Annotated in this window: 9 protein-coding genes; 3 read left to right on the forward strand and 6 right to left on the reverse strand. The window is 66.8% G+C overall.

The window, feature by feature from the left end; translation table 11 throughout:
• Window positions 1-39 precede the first annotated feature (39 nt).
• A complete protein-coding gene (locus ASD15_RS05645) occupies window positions 40-957 on the reverse strand; it encodes a LysR substrate-binding domain-containing protein (RefSeq protein ID WP_057153835.1) in 918 nt (305 codons plus the stop codon).
• Between the two features lie 117 nt (window positions 958-1074).
• Between ASD15_RS05645 and ASD15_RS05650 the strand changes: the two genes are divergently transcribed.
• Window positions 1075-2253, forward strand: a complete 1179-nt coding sequence (locus tag ASD15_RS05650; RefSeq protein ID WP_057153836.1) for an acyl-CoA dehydrogenase — start codon at window positions 1075-1077, stop codon at window positions 2251-2253.
• Between the two features lie 68 nt (window positions 2254-2321).
• On the forward strand, window positions 2322-2498 hold the full coding sequence (locus tag ASD15_RS32165) for a hypothetical protein (protein WP_157200829.1): 177 nt from the start codon (window positions 2322-2324) through the stop codon (window positions 2496-2498).
• Between the two features lie 15 nt (window positions 2499-2513).
• Here the strand turns inward: ASD15_RS32165 and ASD15_RS05655 are convergent, their stop codons facing one another.
• Window positions 2514-3416 (reverse strand): cupin-like domain-containing protein, encoded by a 903-nt coding sequence (locus ASD15_RS05655; RefSeq protein ID WP_057153959.1) that lies wholly within the window; start codon window positions 3414-3416, stop codon window positions 2514-2516.
• A 148-nt stretch (window positions 3417-3564) separates the two neighbouring features.
• Here ASD15_RS05655 and ASD15_RS05660 point away from each other — a divergent pair, with 148 nt between their 5' ends.
• On the forward strand, window positions 3565-4530 hold the full coding sequence (locus ASD15_RS05660) for an AEC family transporter (RefSeq protein WP_057153837.1): 966 nt from the start codon (window positions 3565-3567) through the stop codon (window positions 4528-4530).
• 48 nt (window positions 4531-4578) lie between these two features.
• On the opposite strand, the gene ASD15_RS05665 is transcribed toward ASD15_RS05660, so the two are convergent.
• The 4 genes from ASD15_RS05665 to ASD15_RS05680 form a co-directional block, all read right to left on the reverse strand.
• Window positions 4579-6165 (reverse strand): S8 family serine peptidase, encoded by a 1587-nt coding sequence (locus ASD15_RS05665; RefSeq protein WP_057153838.1) that lies wholly within the window; start codon window positions 6163-6165, stop codon window positions 4579-4581.
• A gap of 175 nt (window positions 6166-6340) precedes the next feature.
• On the reverse strand, window positions 6341-7051 hold the full coding sequence (locus ASD15_RS05670; RefSeq protein WP_057153839.1) for an NF038129 family PEP-CTERM protein: 711 nt from the start codon (window positions 7049-7051) through the stop codon (window positions 6341-6343).
• An 11-nt stretch (window positions 7052-7062) separates the two neighbouring features.
• Window positions 7063-11577: a discoidin domain-containing protein gene (locus ASD15_RS31530; RefSeq protein WP_082551590.1), complete on the reverse strand. Its 4515-nt coding sequence runs from the start codon at window positions 11575-11577 to the stop codon at window positions 7063-7065.
• Window positions 11578-11751: 174 nt separating this feature from the next.
• Window positions 11752-13932, reverse strand: coding sequence for a LamG-like jellyroll fold domain-containing protein (locus ASD15_RS05680; RefSeq protein WP_057153840.1), 2181 nt, complete (start codon window positions 13930-13932; stop codon window positions 11752-11754).
• Window positions 13933-14095: the final 163 nt, after the last annotated feature.

The following is a 14095-nucleotide window of genomic DNA, read 5'->3' on the forward strand; positions in this document are numbered from 1 at the left end:
GCCGGCGTGCAGCAGGAGCGCTGGACCACAGTAGCCGTTTCAGTCCCTGCTGACAAGTGCCCGCTGTGCCTGGCGCAACAGCCACAGGCGGAATAGCTCCAGCGCGGGCGTGTCCGGCGCCGTCTCCGGCGTCACCAGGTAGTAGGCGCGCTGGCCGCCCAGCGGCTTGTCGCATACAACCTGCAATTCGCCCCTGAGCAGTTCGGCTTCCACCAGCATGCGCGGCAGCAGGGCCACGCCCAGGCCGTGCGCGGCGGCCACCGCCTGCATGGAAAACAGTTCGTAGCGGGGGCCGTGCATGGCCAGCCCGGTCTCCACGCCCATGGCGTCGAACCACTGGCGCCAGGCGTCGGGACGGGTGCTTTGCTGCAGCAGCGGCAGGCGCGCGATGTCCTGCGGCCCCCAGCGCCTGCGCCCCGCCAGCAGGCGCGGACTGGCCACCGGCAGCACGGTTTCCGGCATCAGCATCACCGCGCGCGTGCCGGCCCAGTTGGCAATCTGCTCCGGGCTGCCGGCATACAGCGCGGCGTCGAATTCGGCTTCGGCGAACATGAAAGGGCGGGTGCGCGCGTCCACGTGGACCACGATGTCCGGATGGCCGGCGTGCAGGTCCGCCAGGCGCGGCAGCAGCCAGCGGGTGGCAAAGGTGGGCACGGAGGCCAGCCGGATGGTGCCGCCGGCGCCTTGTCCGGCCATCGCGTCCAGCGTGTCGCGCTCCAGTCCGGCCAGGCGCAGCGCCACCTGGCGCGCATAGGCTGTGCCGGCCGGCGTGAGGGCCACGCCGTGCCGGGTGCGCTGGAACAGGCGTACGCCGAGGAAGTCTTCCAGCGCCGCCACCTGGCGCGACACGGCGCCCTGCGTCAGCGACAGTTCGCGCGCGGCGTTGGTGTAGCTCTCGTGGCGGGCCGCCGCCTCGAAGCAGGTCAGCGATTGCAGCATCGGGATCTTGCGTGTCATGGCGTGTTATGAGCTTTGTTCATATCTGGGTGAGTATAAATCGTTTGCCGGGAACCCGTGGCGCCACTAAGATCAGGCCATCCTTTCACCCCGCACACTGAGCACACCGAGGCCGACATGACCAAGACCGCATTCAACTGGAGTTCCCCACTGCTGCTGGACGAGCAGCTGCATGCCGAAGAACGCGCCGTGCGCGACGCGGCGCGCGAGTATTGCCAGGGCCGCCTGGCCGGGCGCGTGCTGGAGAACTTCCGCCACGAGCAGACCGACGCTTCCATCTTCCGCGAGATGGGCGAGCTGGGCCTGCTGGGGGTGACCATTCCGGAGGCTTACGGCGGCACCGGCTTGAACTACGTCTGCTATGGCCTGGTGGCGCGCGAGGTGGAGCGCATCGACTCCGGCTACCGCTCGATGATGAGCGTGCAGTCCTCGCTGGTGATGGTGCCCATCTATGAGTTCGGCAACGAGGTCACGCGGCAAAAGTACCTGCCCAAGCTGGCCAGCGGTGAATTCATAGGCTGCTTCGGCCTGACCGAGCCGGATCACGGCTCCGACCCCGGCTCCATGGTCACCCGCGCCCGCAAGACCGACGGCGGCTACCTGCTGTCCGGCGCCAAGATGTGGATCACCAACAGCCCGATCGCCGACGTGTTCGTGGTGTGGGCCAAGGACGATGAGGGCGCGATCCGCGGCTTCGTGCTGGAGAAGGGCTGGAAGGGCCTGAGCGCTCCCGCCATCCACGGCAAGATGGGCCTGCGCGCCAGCATTACCGGCGAAATCGTGATGGACAACGTGTTTTGCCCCGAGGAGAATGCCTTCCCCGATGTGCGCGGCCTGAAAGGCCCGTTCACCTGCCTGAACAGCGCCCGCTACGGCATCGCCTGGGGCGCGCTGGGCGCGGCAGAGGACTGTTTCGAGAAGGCGCGCCAGTACACGCTGGACCGCAAACAGTTCGGCCGGCCGCTGGCCGCCAACCAGCTGATCCAGAAGAAGCTGGCCGACATGCTGACCGAGATCGCCATGGGCCTGCAGGGCTGCCTGCGCCTGGGCCGCATGAAGGACGAGGGCACGGCGGCGGTGGAGCTGACCTCGATCATGAAGCGCAACAGCTGCGGCAAGGCGCTCGACATTGCCCGCATGGCGCGCGACATGATGGGCGGGAACGGCATCAGCGACGAATTCGGCGTGATCCGCCACCTGCTCAACCTGGAAGTGGTGAACACCTACGAAGGCACGCACGACGTGCACGCGCTGATCCTCGGCCGCGCCATCACCGGCTTGCAGGCCTTCTCCTGAGCTGAGGGGATGCCAGCGGCATGCGGATGCGGAGCGGAGCAAGCAGCGCGGCGGGCGAGCGCTTTTGCATGTCGCGGTGGACCGAGATCGGCCAGGAAAAGCGCTGCATCACCTGCGGCGAGTACTGGCCGGCGGACGCCGAGTTTTTCGAAGCGGCCAAGAAGACGCGGGACCGGCTGTCGCCGCGCTGCATCGCCTGCATTGTGGAGAAGACCTGGTCATCGGTGCTGGTCGCCGCGCGGTGAAGGCCGCGCCGGCGGTTACGCTGGGCGCAGCAGCGCGGCGTCGCCCTTCAGCGCGAACGGCACGCCGCGCGCCCAGCGGTTGGACGACAGAGAGAAGGTCAGCGCGCGCACCTGGTGGTACCAGCCGGCCGGCACGTACAGCATGTCGCCCGGGCCGACGATGACCTCCACCATGGCGGCCTGGCGGGCCAGCGGGAACTTGTCGAAGTCCGGCGCTTCCGGGTCGAACGGAGAGCCGAACAGGATGGCGTTGGCCTCGCTGGGATAGAGGAACTCATCGTGGTGGGGCGGCGACAGGAAGATGCGCTTGGTGCCCCAGATCTGCGCGAAGATGTTGTCGTCGTAGTCGCAATGCAGCGGCGTCACCGTGCCGGCCGGGCCGATCCAGAAGCGCGGCGGCCCCATTTTCTCCAGGTAACCGGGCCAGTGGCACAGGCGGTTCAATTCGCGCAGTTCCAGGTTGCCCAGGTAGGGGGGCAACGGATGCGTGCCGGTTTGCACCAGGTCCAGGTACTCCAGCATGGTCATGTCCTGCATGGCGCGGTCGGCGGCGAAGGCGGTGTTGATATAGTCGCCCACCCGTGCGCGCACCGGCAGGTGGCTGTAGTGCTCGCGCAGGGTTTCGGGCGGCAGGGCGGTCAGCGGCCACTTGTTTACCAGCCCCGTGATCAGGAAGGGCAGGCCCTGCGCGGCCCGGGCGCGGAACGCTGCCGCGTCGAGCACGCCCAGGCGCGGCACGTCGGTGATGGCGGGCAGGCTGCGCCCGGCGCGCCGGATCGCCTGCCGCATTTCATCGATTGACGTGACGCCGCGCACCAGCGCGTCTTTCTGCTCGCGCGCCAGCTTCCTGGCGGCGGCATCCTCTGGCCGGGTGGGCCGCGATGCCTCCAGCGGCGGCAATTTTTTCTCTTTTGACATCGGCTTCACCATCTCTTCTTTGCTGTCCTTGGCTATGCCAGGCGGGCAGACAGCATAACGCATGCGATGGAGATGTTCCAGCCCCGGCCTGCAGGGGAGGCGGCCGCGTGGGATAATGGCCGGCTGCCCACGATACCACCGCCTCCGCATGCTTGACATCCTTGCCATCGTCAGTCCCATTTACATCATCCTTTTCCTCGGCTACGCCACCACGCGCGCCGGGCTGTTCGGCAAGGGCGAGCTGCTCACGTTCGGGAAATTCGTCATCAAGCTGGCACTGCCGGCGCTGGTGTTCAACGCCATCGCGCAGCGCCATATCGCCGACATCATCGTTCCCGGCTATCTGCTGGCCTATACGGCCGGCGCGCTGGCCATGCTGGGCGGCGCCTATGCGGTGGGCCGCAAGGCCGCTGGGCTGAGCCACCAGCAGGCGCTGCTGCATGCGATGGGCATGTGCAGCTCGAACAGCAGCTTTATCGGCTACCCCATCTTGCTGCTGGCGCTGCCGTCGGTGGCCACGACGTCGCTGGCGCTGAACGTGGTGGTGGAAAACGTGGTGATGCTGCCGCTGCTGCTGGTCCTGCTGGAGACCAGCGTGAAGCAGGCAGGCGCGGACCAGCGGGGCTGGCGCCGCGCGCTGACGGCCACCTTGCGGCAACTGGCGCGCAATCCGCTGGTTGTGGCCTTGCTGGCGGGGCTGGCCGTGTCCTTGCTGGAGCTGCCGCTGCCGTCGCCGCTGGGCCGCAGCATCACCATGTTCGCGCAGACCAGCGGCGCGCTGGCGGTGTTCGTCATCGGCGGCACACTGGTGGGGCTGCCGATGCGCGGTGTGGCGCTGAAGGTGGCGCCCATCGCGCTGGGCAAGCTGGTGATGCATCCGCTGGCGGTGGCGCTGGCCGTGGCCAGCCTGCCGTTGGTGGGCATGGCGCCGCTGGCGCCGGAACTGCGCAACGCCGCCATCCTGATGGCGGCCATGCCGATGATGAGCATCTACCCCATCCTGGCGCTGCCCTACGGCTTTGCCGACCGTGGCGCCGCAGCGCTGGTGCTGGCCACCGTCGGCTCCTTCGCCACGCTCAGCGCCTTGCTGTGGCTGCTGGGGAGCCTGGCGTAGACCGATCGGGCCCCACGCGGCCCGATCGCTCCCCTCGGCCTGGCCCTTTTAGTTGACGCAGCCCTTGGTGCGGATGCGGTCATACGCGGCCTTGGCCTGCACCAGGCCGTAGCCGTAGTAGACGTCGCGGCCCGGCGCGCCCAGGTCCAGCGCCGACTTGTCCAGCGTGCTGCGGATCTGCTCCGCCGTGCAGGCCGGGAAGTAGCTCCACACCAGCGCCGCCACGGCCGACACGTGCGGCGTGGCCATCGAGGTGCCGTCGAACAAGGCATAGTTGACTGCCTTGATGTCGATGGTCGCGCTCTGGCCCAGCTGGTTTTGCAGCGCCGCGCCCTCTACCCCGGACGCCGTCACCGACGGAATGGTGGTCGCAACGCCGCCCAGCGTGCCGCTGAAGCCTTCCGGCGCGTTGTTGTAGACCACGGCGCCCACGCCGCCGCTGGCCTGGCAATTGGCCACTTTTTCACCGAAGGTGATGCTGCCGCGCGCGATCAGGCACACCTTGCCCGCCACCGCCGTGTTCACCTGGTCGCCCAGGCCGAATGCGGCCAGCGGCGCGGTCACGGTGCCGGCCGGCGTGCCATCCATGCTGCCGGGCGCATAGCTGGTGGCGCCCACCTTCAGGGTGGCGACGCGGCCCTGGCCCATCGGCACGGTGGACAGCACCTGCACCCCCGGTGCGGCGATTTCCACTTTTGGCGTGAACTGCGAGAAGTCGGCAACCAGCTTGTTTTCGTCCAGCGCCGCCACCGACATCACGCTGGCGTAGCCGGCAGGGTAGGACTGCGCGTTATTGCCGTCGTTGCCCGCCGCCGCAATGGACAGCACGCCGCGCTGCGCCAGCGCGTTGAAGGCGCGCTCCTCGCCCCGGCTGGGCACGTCGCCGCCCAGCGACATGCTGATGATGTTGGCGCCGGCGTCACCGCACTTGTTCGCCGCCGCGATCAGTGTCGATGTATAGGTCCATTCCTCCGGGCCGAACACCTTGACGATGTGCAGGTTGATCTGGCGGTTGGGGAGCACGCCCACCACGCCGGTCGCCGCATTGTTGAGCGCCGCGATGGTGCCCGCCACATGGGTGCCATGATGGTTTTCGTCCGTGTACCACGGGCCGGTGCCCGGGTTGGTATGGCCGCTCAGGCGGTTGCCAGCCAGGTCCTCGTGTGCGCGGTCGATGCCGGAGTCGATGATGCAGACGGTGCGGTTGCCGGCATAGGTGTCGGGCAACTGGTCGGCCTGTACCATCGGTATTCCGTATGGCACCAGCTGGCCTGCCAGATAGGGCGCGCCGGTGGACGGCGTGCTGGCGGCTGGCCCGCTGGGGCGGCTGCGGGCCAGCAGCTTGCGCCGGCCGTCTTCCTCGACAAACTCGATGTGCGGGCTGTTGCGCAGGTCTCCCAGTGCCTTGGACGGCACTTCGGCGGCGGCGGCGTCGATGGACGGCAGATCCTCCTTGATGCTGCCCCTGGCGGCGGCGATGGCGGCCTTGCCGTTCTGCTGCGCGCCTTTCTTGAAGGCGACGATGACGCGCACGTTATCCGGCTGCGCGGCGGCGGCGGCGCTGGCGCTGACGGCGGCGGCCGTCAGGCCCAGTGCGAAGAGTGCGCTTGACTTGCTGTTTTTGGCTAAGAACATGTTGTCGTCCCATGGCTGAAAGTTCGATCGAAGCGCCCGTGGATGAGGCGTATGGCAACCGATCTTAGTCAGCAGTCAATTGACGGTCAATCATGATGATTGGCAATTTCAAGATAAAAGCAACACCTGGGGAGGGGACTTGCAGCGCCCCGGCGCAGAGCCGGAGCGCTTTGGCTCAGCGCTTGCCGGTTGCCCGCCGGCGCTGCGTCAGGGCCATGCCGGCCAGGCCGGCGCCCAGCAGCAGCAGGCTGGCCGGCTCCGGCACTACCGTGACGCCGGGATCGGAAACAACGGCGCCGATGCTGCCCTTGCCGCCCGCGGTCAGTGCCGGGGTCCAGCTGAAATCGGCCAGGGCCAGGCTGAGCGGGTTGTACGTCCCCAGCGGCGCGATGTCCTGGTCGAAGGCGGACACCAGGAAGTGCGACACGTAGCCGGTGAGCGGATCGTAGTCGCCGTCCAGGGTCAGGTCGAAGGACAGCACGCCGCCGAAGGTGGCGGTGTGCGACAGATAGTTGGAGGTGTCGTTGCGGAACTGGAAGCCGCCCGGCACCGCCGTCCAGCCGTAGTTCAGGTCCAGCGCGCCGAAGCCGGCCAGGTTGCTGACCACCGCGGTGGCCAGCGGCACGCCTGCGCTGGCGCTGAGCTGCATGTCCAGGTAACCGCTCGCCGCGCCGAAGGTGGACGTGTCGATGCTCACATGGATGGTGGCGGCGCTGGCCGGGGCGCTGCCGGCCGCCAGCGGCAAGGCCAGCGACAGTGCCAGCGCCGGCGCCAGCATCAGCTTGCGTGCCAGTGTCCGCGCCAGTTTCCGCGCCGGAGTCTGCGCAAGCGCGCGCAGCGCGGCGGAGAGCAGGTGCTGGCCCTGCTGTCGAATATTGAGTTTCATGTCATGTCTCCTTAGAAGCTGCCTTTGTACAGCACGGGCGTGTAGGCGACCACGCTGCGTGCCGGGTTGGTGAAGGTCAGCGGCACGCTGACGGTGGCGCCGGCGTTCAGCGGGCCGGGCAGGGTGATGTAGGGTGCGCCGGCGTCGGTGCCGCTGGCATTGTCCAGCGTCAGCCCGGCGGTCAGGCCGGTCAGCTTCAGCTGCAGGGGGCCTGCAAGCGCCGCGCCGCCGGTGTTGGTCACCGTGACGCTGCCGAGGTACTTGCCGGTGGCGCGGTTGAGCAGGGCGCCTTGCTGCGTCATCTTCACGCTGGCGCTCACGTCCTGCGCGGCCATTTGCACACTGCCATGGAAGCGCACTTCGGACAGGTTGCCGAACCAGTTATTGCCGTTGAAGATGCGGATATAGCGGTAAGGCACGGCACCGGCCACCGGCAAGGTTTGCCAGTCCTGCGTCGTCACCGCCGCTGCGGTCAGGGTGGTCCAGCTGGCGTTGTCGTTCGAGCCCTGCACCACGGTGCCCTTGGCGCGCGCGGCCTGGTCCTGGCGGGCCGCCATTTCCACGCCGGTCAGCGTGGCCTGGTTGCCCGCCTTGAAGTCGAACGTGATGTAGCTGGCGGTGCCGAGATTGCCGGTGCCGGTGCGGTAGTCCGAGCTGGTGCCCAGGTTGGAGTCGAACAGCGAGTTCGTGATGGACAGCGTGGTGGCGGCCGGCCGGTTGACGGTGGAGTCGATCAGGGTGGCGATGCCGGTCACGTTCTTGATCACGTCCGCCTCGTCCACCAGCGTCAGCAGGGTGCCGTCGGTGGTGGCCGTGTTCGGGTAGCCGTCCTTGCCGGCCTGCGTCTTGTAATTGATGGCGAAGCCCACCGCGCCCGGCGCCGAACCTTGCGGCAGCACCGCGCTGGCGGTGAAGTTGACGTTGTCGGTAGTGGCCACGGTGGCCGGCACGCCATGAATGGTGGCGCTGACGTTGCTGATGGCCTGCTTGGCCGTGAACGCCACCTTGACGGTGTTGCCCGGCACCACGCGGCCGCGCAGCGCCTGCGCCGACGACAGCGACGCGGCCGAGATCATGTTCACCGACGCCACCGCGCCGTACAGGCGCACTTCGGACATGTTGCCATACCAGGCATTGCCGTTCACCACGCGGATGTAGCGGTATGGCTGCAGGCTGTTGATCTTCAAGGTCTGCCAGTCCGGCGAGCCGTTCGAGGCCGGGGAAATGGTGTCCCAGGCCGTGTTGTCGTTCGAGCCCTGCACCACGGTACCGTTGATGCGGCTTGCGTACTGGTCCTGCCGGCCAATCACCTCGACCCGGTCCAGGGTGGCCTGGCCACCGCCCTTGAAGTCGAACTTGAGCCAGCCGCCGTTGCCGGAGCCGTTGACGCGGAAGTCGGTGAAGCTGCCGAGGTTGTTGTCGAGCAGCAGCGTGGCCTGCGCCAGCACGTCGGCCTGGTTCCTGCCGCTGGAGTCGCTCAGGGCCGTCAGGCCGATCGGGTCGATCAGGCCGGTCTGGTCTGAGATGAACAGGGAGGTGTCGTCGGTGGTGAACAGGGTCGGCTCGGCGTCGACGCCGGCCGCCGTTTTGTAGTTGATGACGAATTTCACGGCGCCGGCCGGGGCGCTGGCGCTGGCGATCCAGGTGGCGGTCCAGTTCACGTTGTCGGTGGTGGAGACGGTTGCCGCCTGGCCCTGCACCATCACGTTGACGTTGTTGATGGCTTCCCTGGACTTGAAGGCCAGCTGCACCGTGTTGCCGGGAACGATGCGCTTCTTCAGGCTTTGCGCCGAGCTGATGGAAACCGACGCGATCTTGTTGACGGTTTCATGGCGCTGGCCGAAGATGCGGAATTCGCCCACTTCCAGGATGGCGTAGGTGGGCTGCACCATCTGCAGCTTGAAGAAGCGGAAGCGACGGTCCCTCAGCGCGTCCTGCACCGGCAGGGTCTGCATGTCGTCCGAGATCACGGTCAGGCCTGGCGTCAAGCGGGTCCAGTTCTCGTTGTCGTCGGAGCCGAACATGGCCACGCCGCCGATCCGTTCGGGGAAGCTGGCGCGCACCTGCATCTGGAAGCCCGACGCCGAGGCCTTGAAGTCCGGGCCGAAGTCCATGATGTGCGCCAGGTTGGGCGCGTAGGTGCCGGGCGCGGTGGACCAGCTGGTCGGCGTGTTGTCCATCAACAGCGGCACGGCGTTGCCGAAGGTGGAGGTCTTGAACATGTTACGGTAGTTCATGCTGCCGTCGGCCAGCAGCGGAGTCAGTTCCTGCAAGCCCTGCACGGCGCTGTTCAGTGCCGCCAGCTTTTGCTGGAACACCGCGTCGCTGGCGCTGGCGGCCGCGCCTGCAATGTCGGCATAGGCCGCGTTGTAGGTCTCCAGCGTGGACGCCACGTACAGCGTCCCGGCCTTGTAGGCGGCATTGACGGCAGTGATGGCGCCCTGGCGGTCGCCCGCCACGGTGATCTGCACGAGCTTGCTGGTGATGGTGGTGCCGTCCGAGGTGGTGATGACAAAGCTGTAGCTGCCCGCCTGCGCCGGCAGCCAGGAGAAGGCGCCGGTGGCGGTGTCGAAGGTGGCGCCGGCCGGCAGGTTGTCCACCTGGTAGGTCAGCACGTCGCCCGCGCCGGCGTCGGTGGCGGCAAAACTGTGGTTGATGGCGGCGCTGGAGCTGGCGTAAGTCACCAGGTTCAGGTCCGCGTCGCCGCCGGTGAACACGGGCGTGGTGAAGCTGCCGCCCTGCACGTTGATATGGTCGATGTCGACCCGCGTGCCGGCGCCCTTGACAGTGAGGTACTGCACGTCGCCCAGGCCGTGGTAGGCGTCCAGCGTGTAATTCACGTAGCGCCACTGGCCGTTGGTGTTAGGCAGCGCCACGGATTCGTCGAACGCTTCCAGTGTGGCCACGCCGTTGGTGCGGATCTTGAAGGCGATGCTCTTCGAACCATGGCCGTAGCCGACCACGGCCAGCCTGGCGCCGGTGGCGGTGGTATTGATCTGCAGGAAAGACGCGGTCTCGTCCTGCATGGCAGTCACGTCGCCATCGAGTACCGTGAAGCGGTCTTCCACTTCGCGGTAAGGATCGGCGATGGGCTTGACCAGCAGCTGGCCGCCTTCGGCGTCGGCCGCCGCAGGCGGGATGAAGAGCCAGTAGTCGCCGCCGCCGTCCACGCCGTCCCAGTTGTAGCTGGTGCGCAGCGAGAACATGTGGCTGAGGTAGGGCGCGCGCTGCGCCATGTCCACCCCTTTGACATACTTGTAATAGTAATAGGGTTCCCACAGGCTGGAGAACATGCGGCCCCGGTAGCCGCCGGCGATTTCTCGGTAGACCACGGTGGGCACGCCGTTGGCATCGGTATGCGAAGCGGTGGGGACCCAGGGCGTGTCGTAGCCGGTCATGTAGCGGCCGAAGAAGTCGGCCGCGTCCAGGATGCGGTCGTTCAGGAATTCATAGGGGCCGACCGCTTCCGGCGCGGTGGAGACCGTGCCGTCGGCCGGATCGACCTTGGTGCCCTGGGCGTTCAGCAGGCGCGCCAGGATGCCGGCGTTGGTGATGTCGCCGCCGCCGTGGGCCTGGTCGCGGCCCATTTCAACGTGCTGCACCACCGGCGTGACGGCCTCGCCGGTCAGGTCGTTCTTCTCCACCAGGCGGAACAGCGCCTTGATGGCGCCGTTCTGGCCCTGGTCCACCGCCGTCCTGTTCACGGTGAACCATTCCACGCCCTCGTTGTAGCGCGCGCGGTTGCCGCTGAAGATATAGCCCGACATCGCGCCCAGCAGCGGATACAGGTGCTGGTTCATGAAGCGGTAGTTGGTGTGCTGGAAGGTCTCGATGACCGGGTTGATCAGGTTGTTGGTGAAGTTGGCGGTGTCCTGTTCGGTCCACTCGAGCGCGGCCGTCTGGCAACTGGTGTAGCGCATGATCTCGGCGGCGGCCGCCATGCGGCTGAGCGGGATGCCGGTGTGGATATGCGAATCGACGAAGTAGGCATACTGCGCCGGGTCCATCTGCGCCCAGATGCGCAGGATGCGCATGGTGTTGGCGCGGTAGGTCTCGTCGCCGGTGATGTAGTAGAGCAGGGCCTGGGTGTAGGCCTTCAGGCCGTCGGCGATGAATTTCGAGTTGAAGCCCTGGCTGCTGAAGGCCAGGCTGCCGGGTTTGGTCGGATCGCTGCCCTGGTTGCTGGAGGTGACGGTCTTGGACGCGGCGGGCGATAGCAGCATGGCGTTGAAGTGCGTATTCCACGGCTCCTTTTGCGCCAGCACCTGGGCCCGCACGTTTTCCAGCATTTCCCTGGTCAGGCCCACGCCGGGGTGCTTGAAGCCGTTGGCGTCGATGCTTTCGGCGATGGTGGGCTGATAGGCGGTGGCCAGCGTTTCTATGGTGTCGGCGGCGCTGGCGCTGGGCGGCAGCAGTGGCCCCATCAGGCCCAGCGCGAGCAGCAGTGCGGCAATGGCGGTGGGCTGGAAGGTGGGCTGAAGGGCGGGCACAGGCGTGCGCGCGCCCCGCGATCCGAGTCTTTTCATGGTTGCTTCCCTGTCTCTTTTATAAGTTGTTGTATGGTGAAACGAATCCGCCGGCGCCGTCTGTTATCGATAACGAGGATTCTCGCCAATTCTATCCAATTGTTGCAGGCCTGATGTATTCCTTTTTTACCGGCCTGCAACGGATATTTATGGCTTATCGATAACGATGCACCGTCAAGCCGTCATTAGCGCCGCCACCGCCGCGGCGCTGAGGGCGCCCCGGTAAATGCGGAAATCGTCTATCTTGCCGTTGAAGTAGGGGTCGGGATACTGCGACCGGCCGATCCAGTTCTGGCTGGTGCTGCCCAGCCGGAACGGGGCCAGGAACATGTCGGCGTTGTTGCCGGCCACTGCGCCGTTTACATACAACGTGGCGTTTTTCCCCGACAGCGTGACCGCCACGTGCGCCCATTGCCCGGTGGGCAGCGCGGCGCTGCCGTTGACGGAGCGCTCGCCGTAGCCGCCGTTGACGGTCATGGCGAAGCGCAGCACGCCGGTGTTCGAGCGCGCCGTCAGCATCATGTAGTCGCCGGTGCCGTTGCCGAAGTCGAAAATGCGCTCCCAGTTGCGGGCGGCGTTCCAGTAGACCCAGGCGGCGATGGTGAAGTCGCCCACGTCCGTCATCAGGTCGGCCGGCAGGCTGACGTAGCCGGTGCTGCCGTTGAGCGCGACTGCGTTGGCCTGCTTGCCGGCCACCCAGCTGGCGCCGCCCATCAGCGTGCCGGGGTGGCCGTTGCCGCTGGCGTCGGCGGCAACGGCGCCGCTGGCCGCGTCGAAGGGCAGGCAGGTGTGCAGCGGCGTGCCGGTGATGGCGCGCGCTTCGTTGGAGGCGGCTGTGGCGCCCGACGGCGTGGACGCGGTGACCACGTAGTAGTAGGTGCCGGCGGCCAGGCCGCTGTCGGTCCAGGTGAGCAGGCCGGTGATGCCGCTGGCCACGGTGGTGTACGGGCCGCCCGCCACGGTGGCGCGCTTGACCGTGTAGCCGGTGGCGTAGGCGCTGCCCCACCAGGAAAGCACCACCGCGCCGCCGCTGATATCGGCGCTCAGGCCGCTGGGCGCGGCGCCGCCGGCAATGGGGTCCAGGCCGCAGGTCAGCGTGCCGTAGCCCAGCTGGTCGTAACCGCCGCTGGTGGAGCCGGAGCCGCCGCCTTCTGGCTGGATCAGCAGCGCGAACTGTTTGGACCAGGGCGCGGCCAGGCCCTTGCGGTTCACGTAGTGGTTGTACACCAGCGCCCAGCAGGGCCGCTGGTTGCCGATGCCGGCGGTGGAGAAGCCGGTCTGGTTCACATTGTCCACATTGTTATAGGTAACGTAGGGCACGCTGTAGTACGTGGTGCCGGACTGGATCAGGTTGGCCTTGGCCACATACTCGGCCGCCATCAGGAAGCGGTTGTTGTCGTAGCCATACAGGTCCACGCCCTGGTTCCAGGCCATCTCGCACAGGGCTCCCATCAGCGCGATGCCGAGCGTGTTGTGGCCCTGGTCGCGGCCGGACTCCTGCCACTGGCCAAGGTAGCCAGGGTGCACGTAGTACACCGCCTTGCCGATGGCGCCGTTGCCGGCGCCGCTCTTGAAGTAGGTGACCGCTTCGTCGAACAGCGCCTGCTCGTCGCACAGCACGCCGATGGCCATGATGGAGGCCATGTTGCACACGTCCCAGTTGGCCCAGTAGTGGGTGGCTTCGGTGTTGTTGTGGCGGATCAGGAAGTCGTGGTTGATGGGGTAGAAGATGTTGCGCATCATGCCCTGGAAGCGGATGAAGTCGGCCGCCGCCCAGCCGCTGTAGCTGCGCATCATCTCGCCGGCGTTGGCGAACTCGTAGCCGTAGATGCCGGCCGCCAGCTGGGAATCGGTGGTGCCGCTGATGGCGGTGAGGGTGGCGGACCAGCCGTTCATGATCTGTACCGCCTTGTCGGCGTAGGCGCTGTCGCCGGAGATTTTCCAGCGCAGCGCGCAGGCGTAGGCGGCGGCCACGTCGTTAAACAGCTTGCTGTAGTTCTGCGGATGGACGCCGTCGTCGCCCCGGTAGACCACCGCCTGGGGCGAGGCCACGTAGGACAACTGCGCGTGCGGGTTGGCGGTCAGCTTGTCCCAGCTGCCTTTCCATGGCTGGGTGTTGTACTTTTGCATCATCCGGTTGAAGTCGGCCTGGGTGTGCAGCAGGCCGGGGTGGGCGAAGCCGGTGGCCGTTGCGCCCAGCAGGCGCGGGGCCTGCGCCGGCTGCGCGGCTTCAAAGACGGAACCGCCGCAGCCGGCCAGGGCCAGTGCGCCCAGGCTGTAGAGGAAACTGCGGCGCGGGAGGTCGGTTCCGTCCTGCTCCCTGGATTGCGCGTGCGCCGATCTTGGTGCTGTCATCTGTCTGTCTCCATAAGTGTTGTTATCGATAACATTCCGTGGCACAATGATTTGTGCAAAATCATTCTAGGTAGCCGCCGACACAAACACGTATAGCATTTCGTCAAAAATGCATATCGATTTGGGATAGCTGCTCAAAATTTTCTGTGCTACCATCGTTTCT

Source organism: Massilia sp. Root351 (genome assembly GCF_001425045.1).
Lineage (GTDB): Bacteria > Pseudomonadota > Gammaproteobacteria > Burkholderiales > Burkholderiaceae_D > Rugamonas.

Bases quoted from the DNA above. Each gene is read 5' to 3' on its own strand.
- ASD15_RS05655 (WP_057153959.1), bottom strand. From the start codon at position 3,416: ATGTCAAAAGAGAAAAAATTGCCGCCGCTGGAGGCATCGCGGCCCACC.
- ASD15_RS05680 (WP_057153840.1), bottom strand. From the start codon at position 13,932: ATGACAGCACCAAGATCGGCGCACGCGCAATCCAGGGAGCAGGACGGA.
- ASD15_RS32165 (WP_157200829.1), top strand. From the start codon at position 2,322: ATGTCGCGGTGGACCGAGATCGGCCAGGAAAAGCGCTGCATCACCTGC.
- ASD15_RS05670 (WP_057153839.1), bottom strand. From the start codon at position 7,051: ATGAAACTCAATATTCGACAGCAGGGCCAGCACCTGCTCTCCGCCGCG.
- ASD15_RS05650 (WP_057153836.1), top strand. From the start codon at position 1,075: ATGACCAAGACCGCATTCAACTGGAGTTCCCCACTGCTGCTGGACGAG.
- ASD15_RS05645 (WP_057153835.1), bottom strand. From the start codon at position 957: ATGACACGCAAGATCCCGATGCTGCAATCGCTGACCTGCTTCGAGGCG.
- ASD15_RS05665 (WP_057153838.1), bottom strand. From the start codon at position 6,165: ATGTTCTTAGCCAAAAACAGCAAGTCAAGCGCACTCTTCGCACTGGGC.
- ASD15_RS31530 (WP_082551590.1), bottom strand. From the start codon at position 11,577: ATGAAAAGACTCGGATCGCGGGGCGCGCGCACGCCTGTGCCCGCCCTT.
- ASD15_RS05660 (WP_057153837.1), top strand. From the start codon at position 3,565: ATGCTTGACATCCTTGCCATCGTCAGTCCCATTTACATCATCCTTTTC.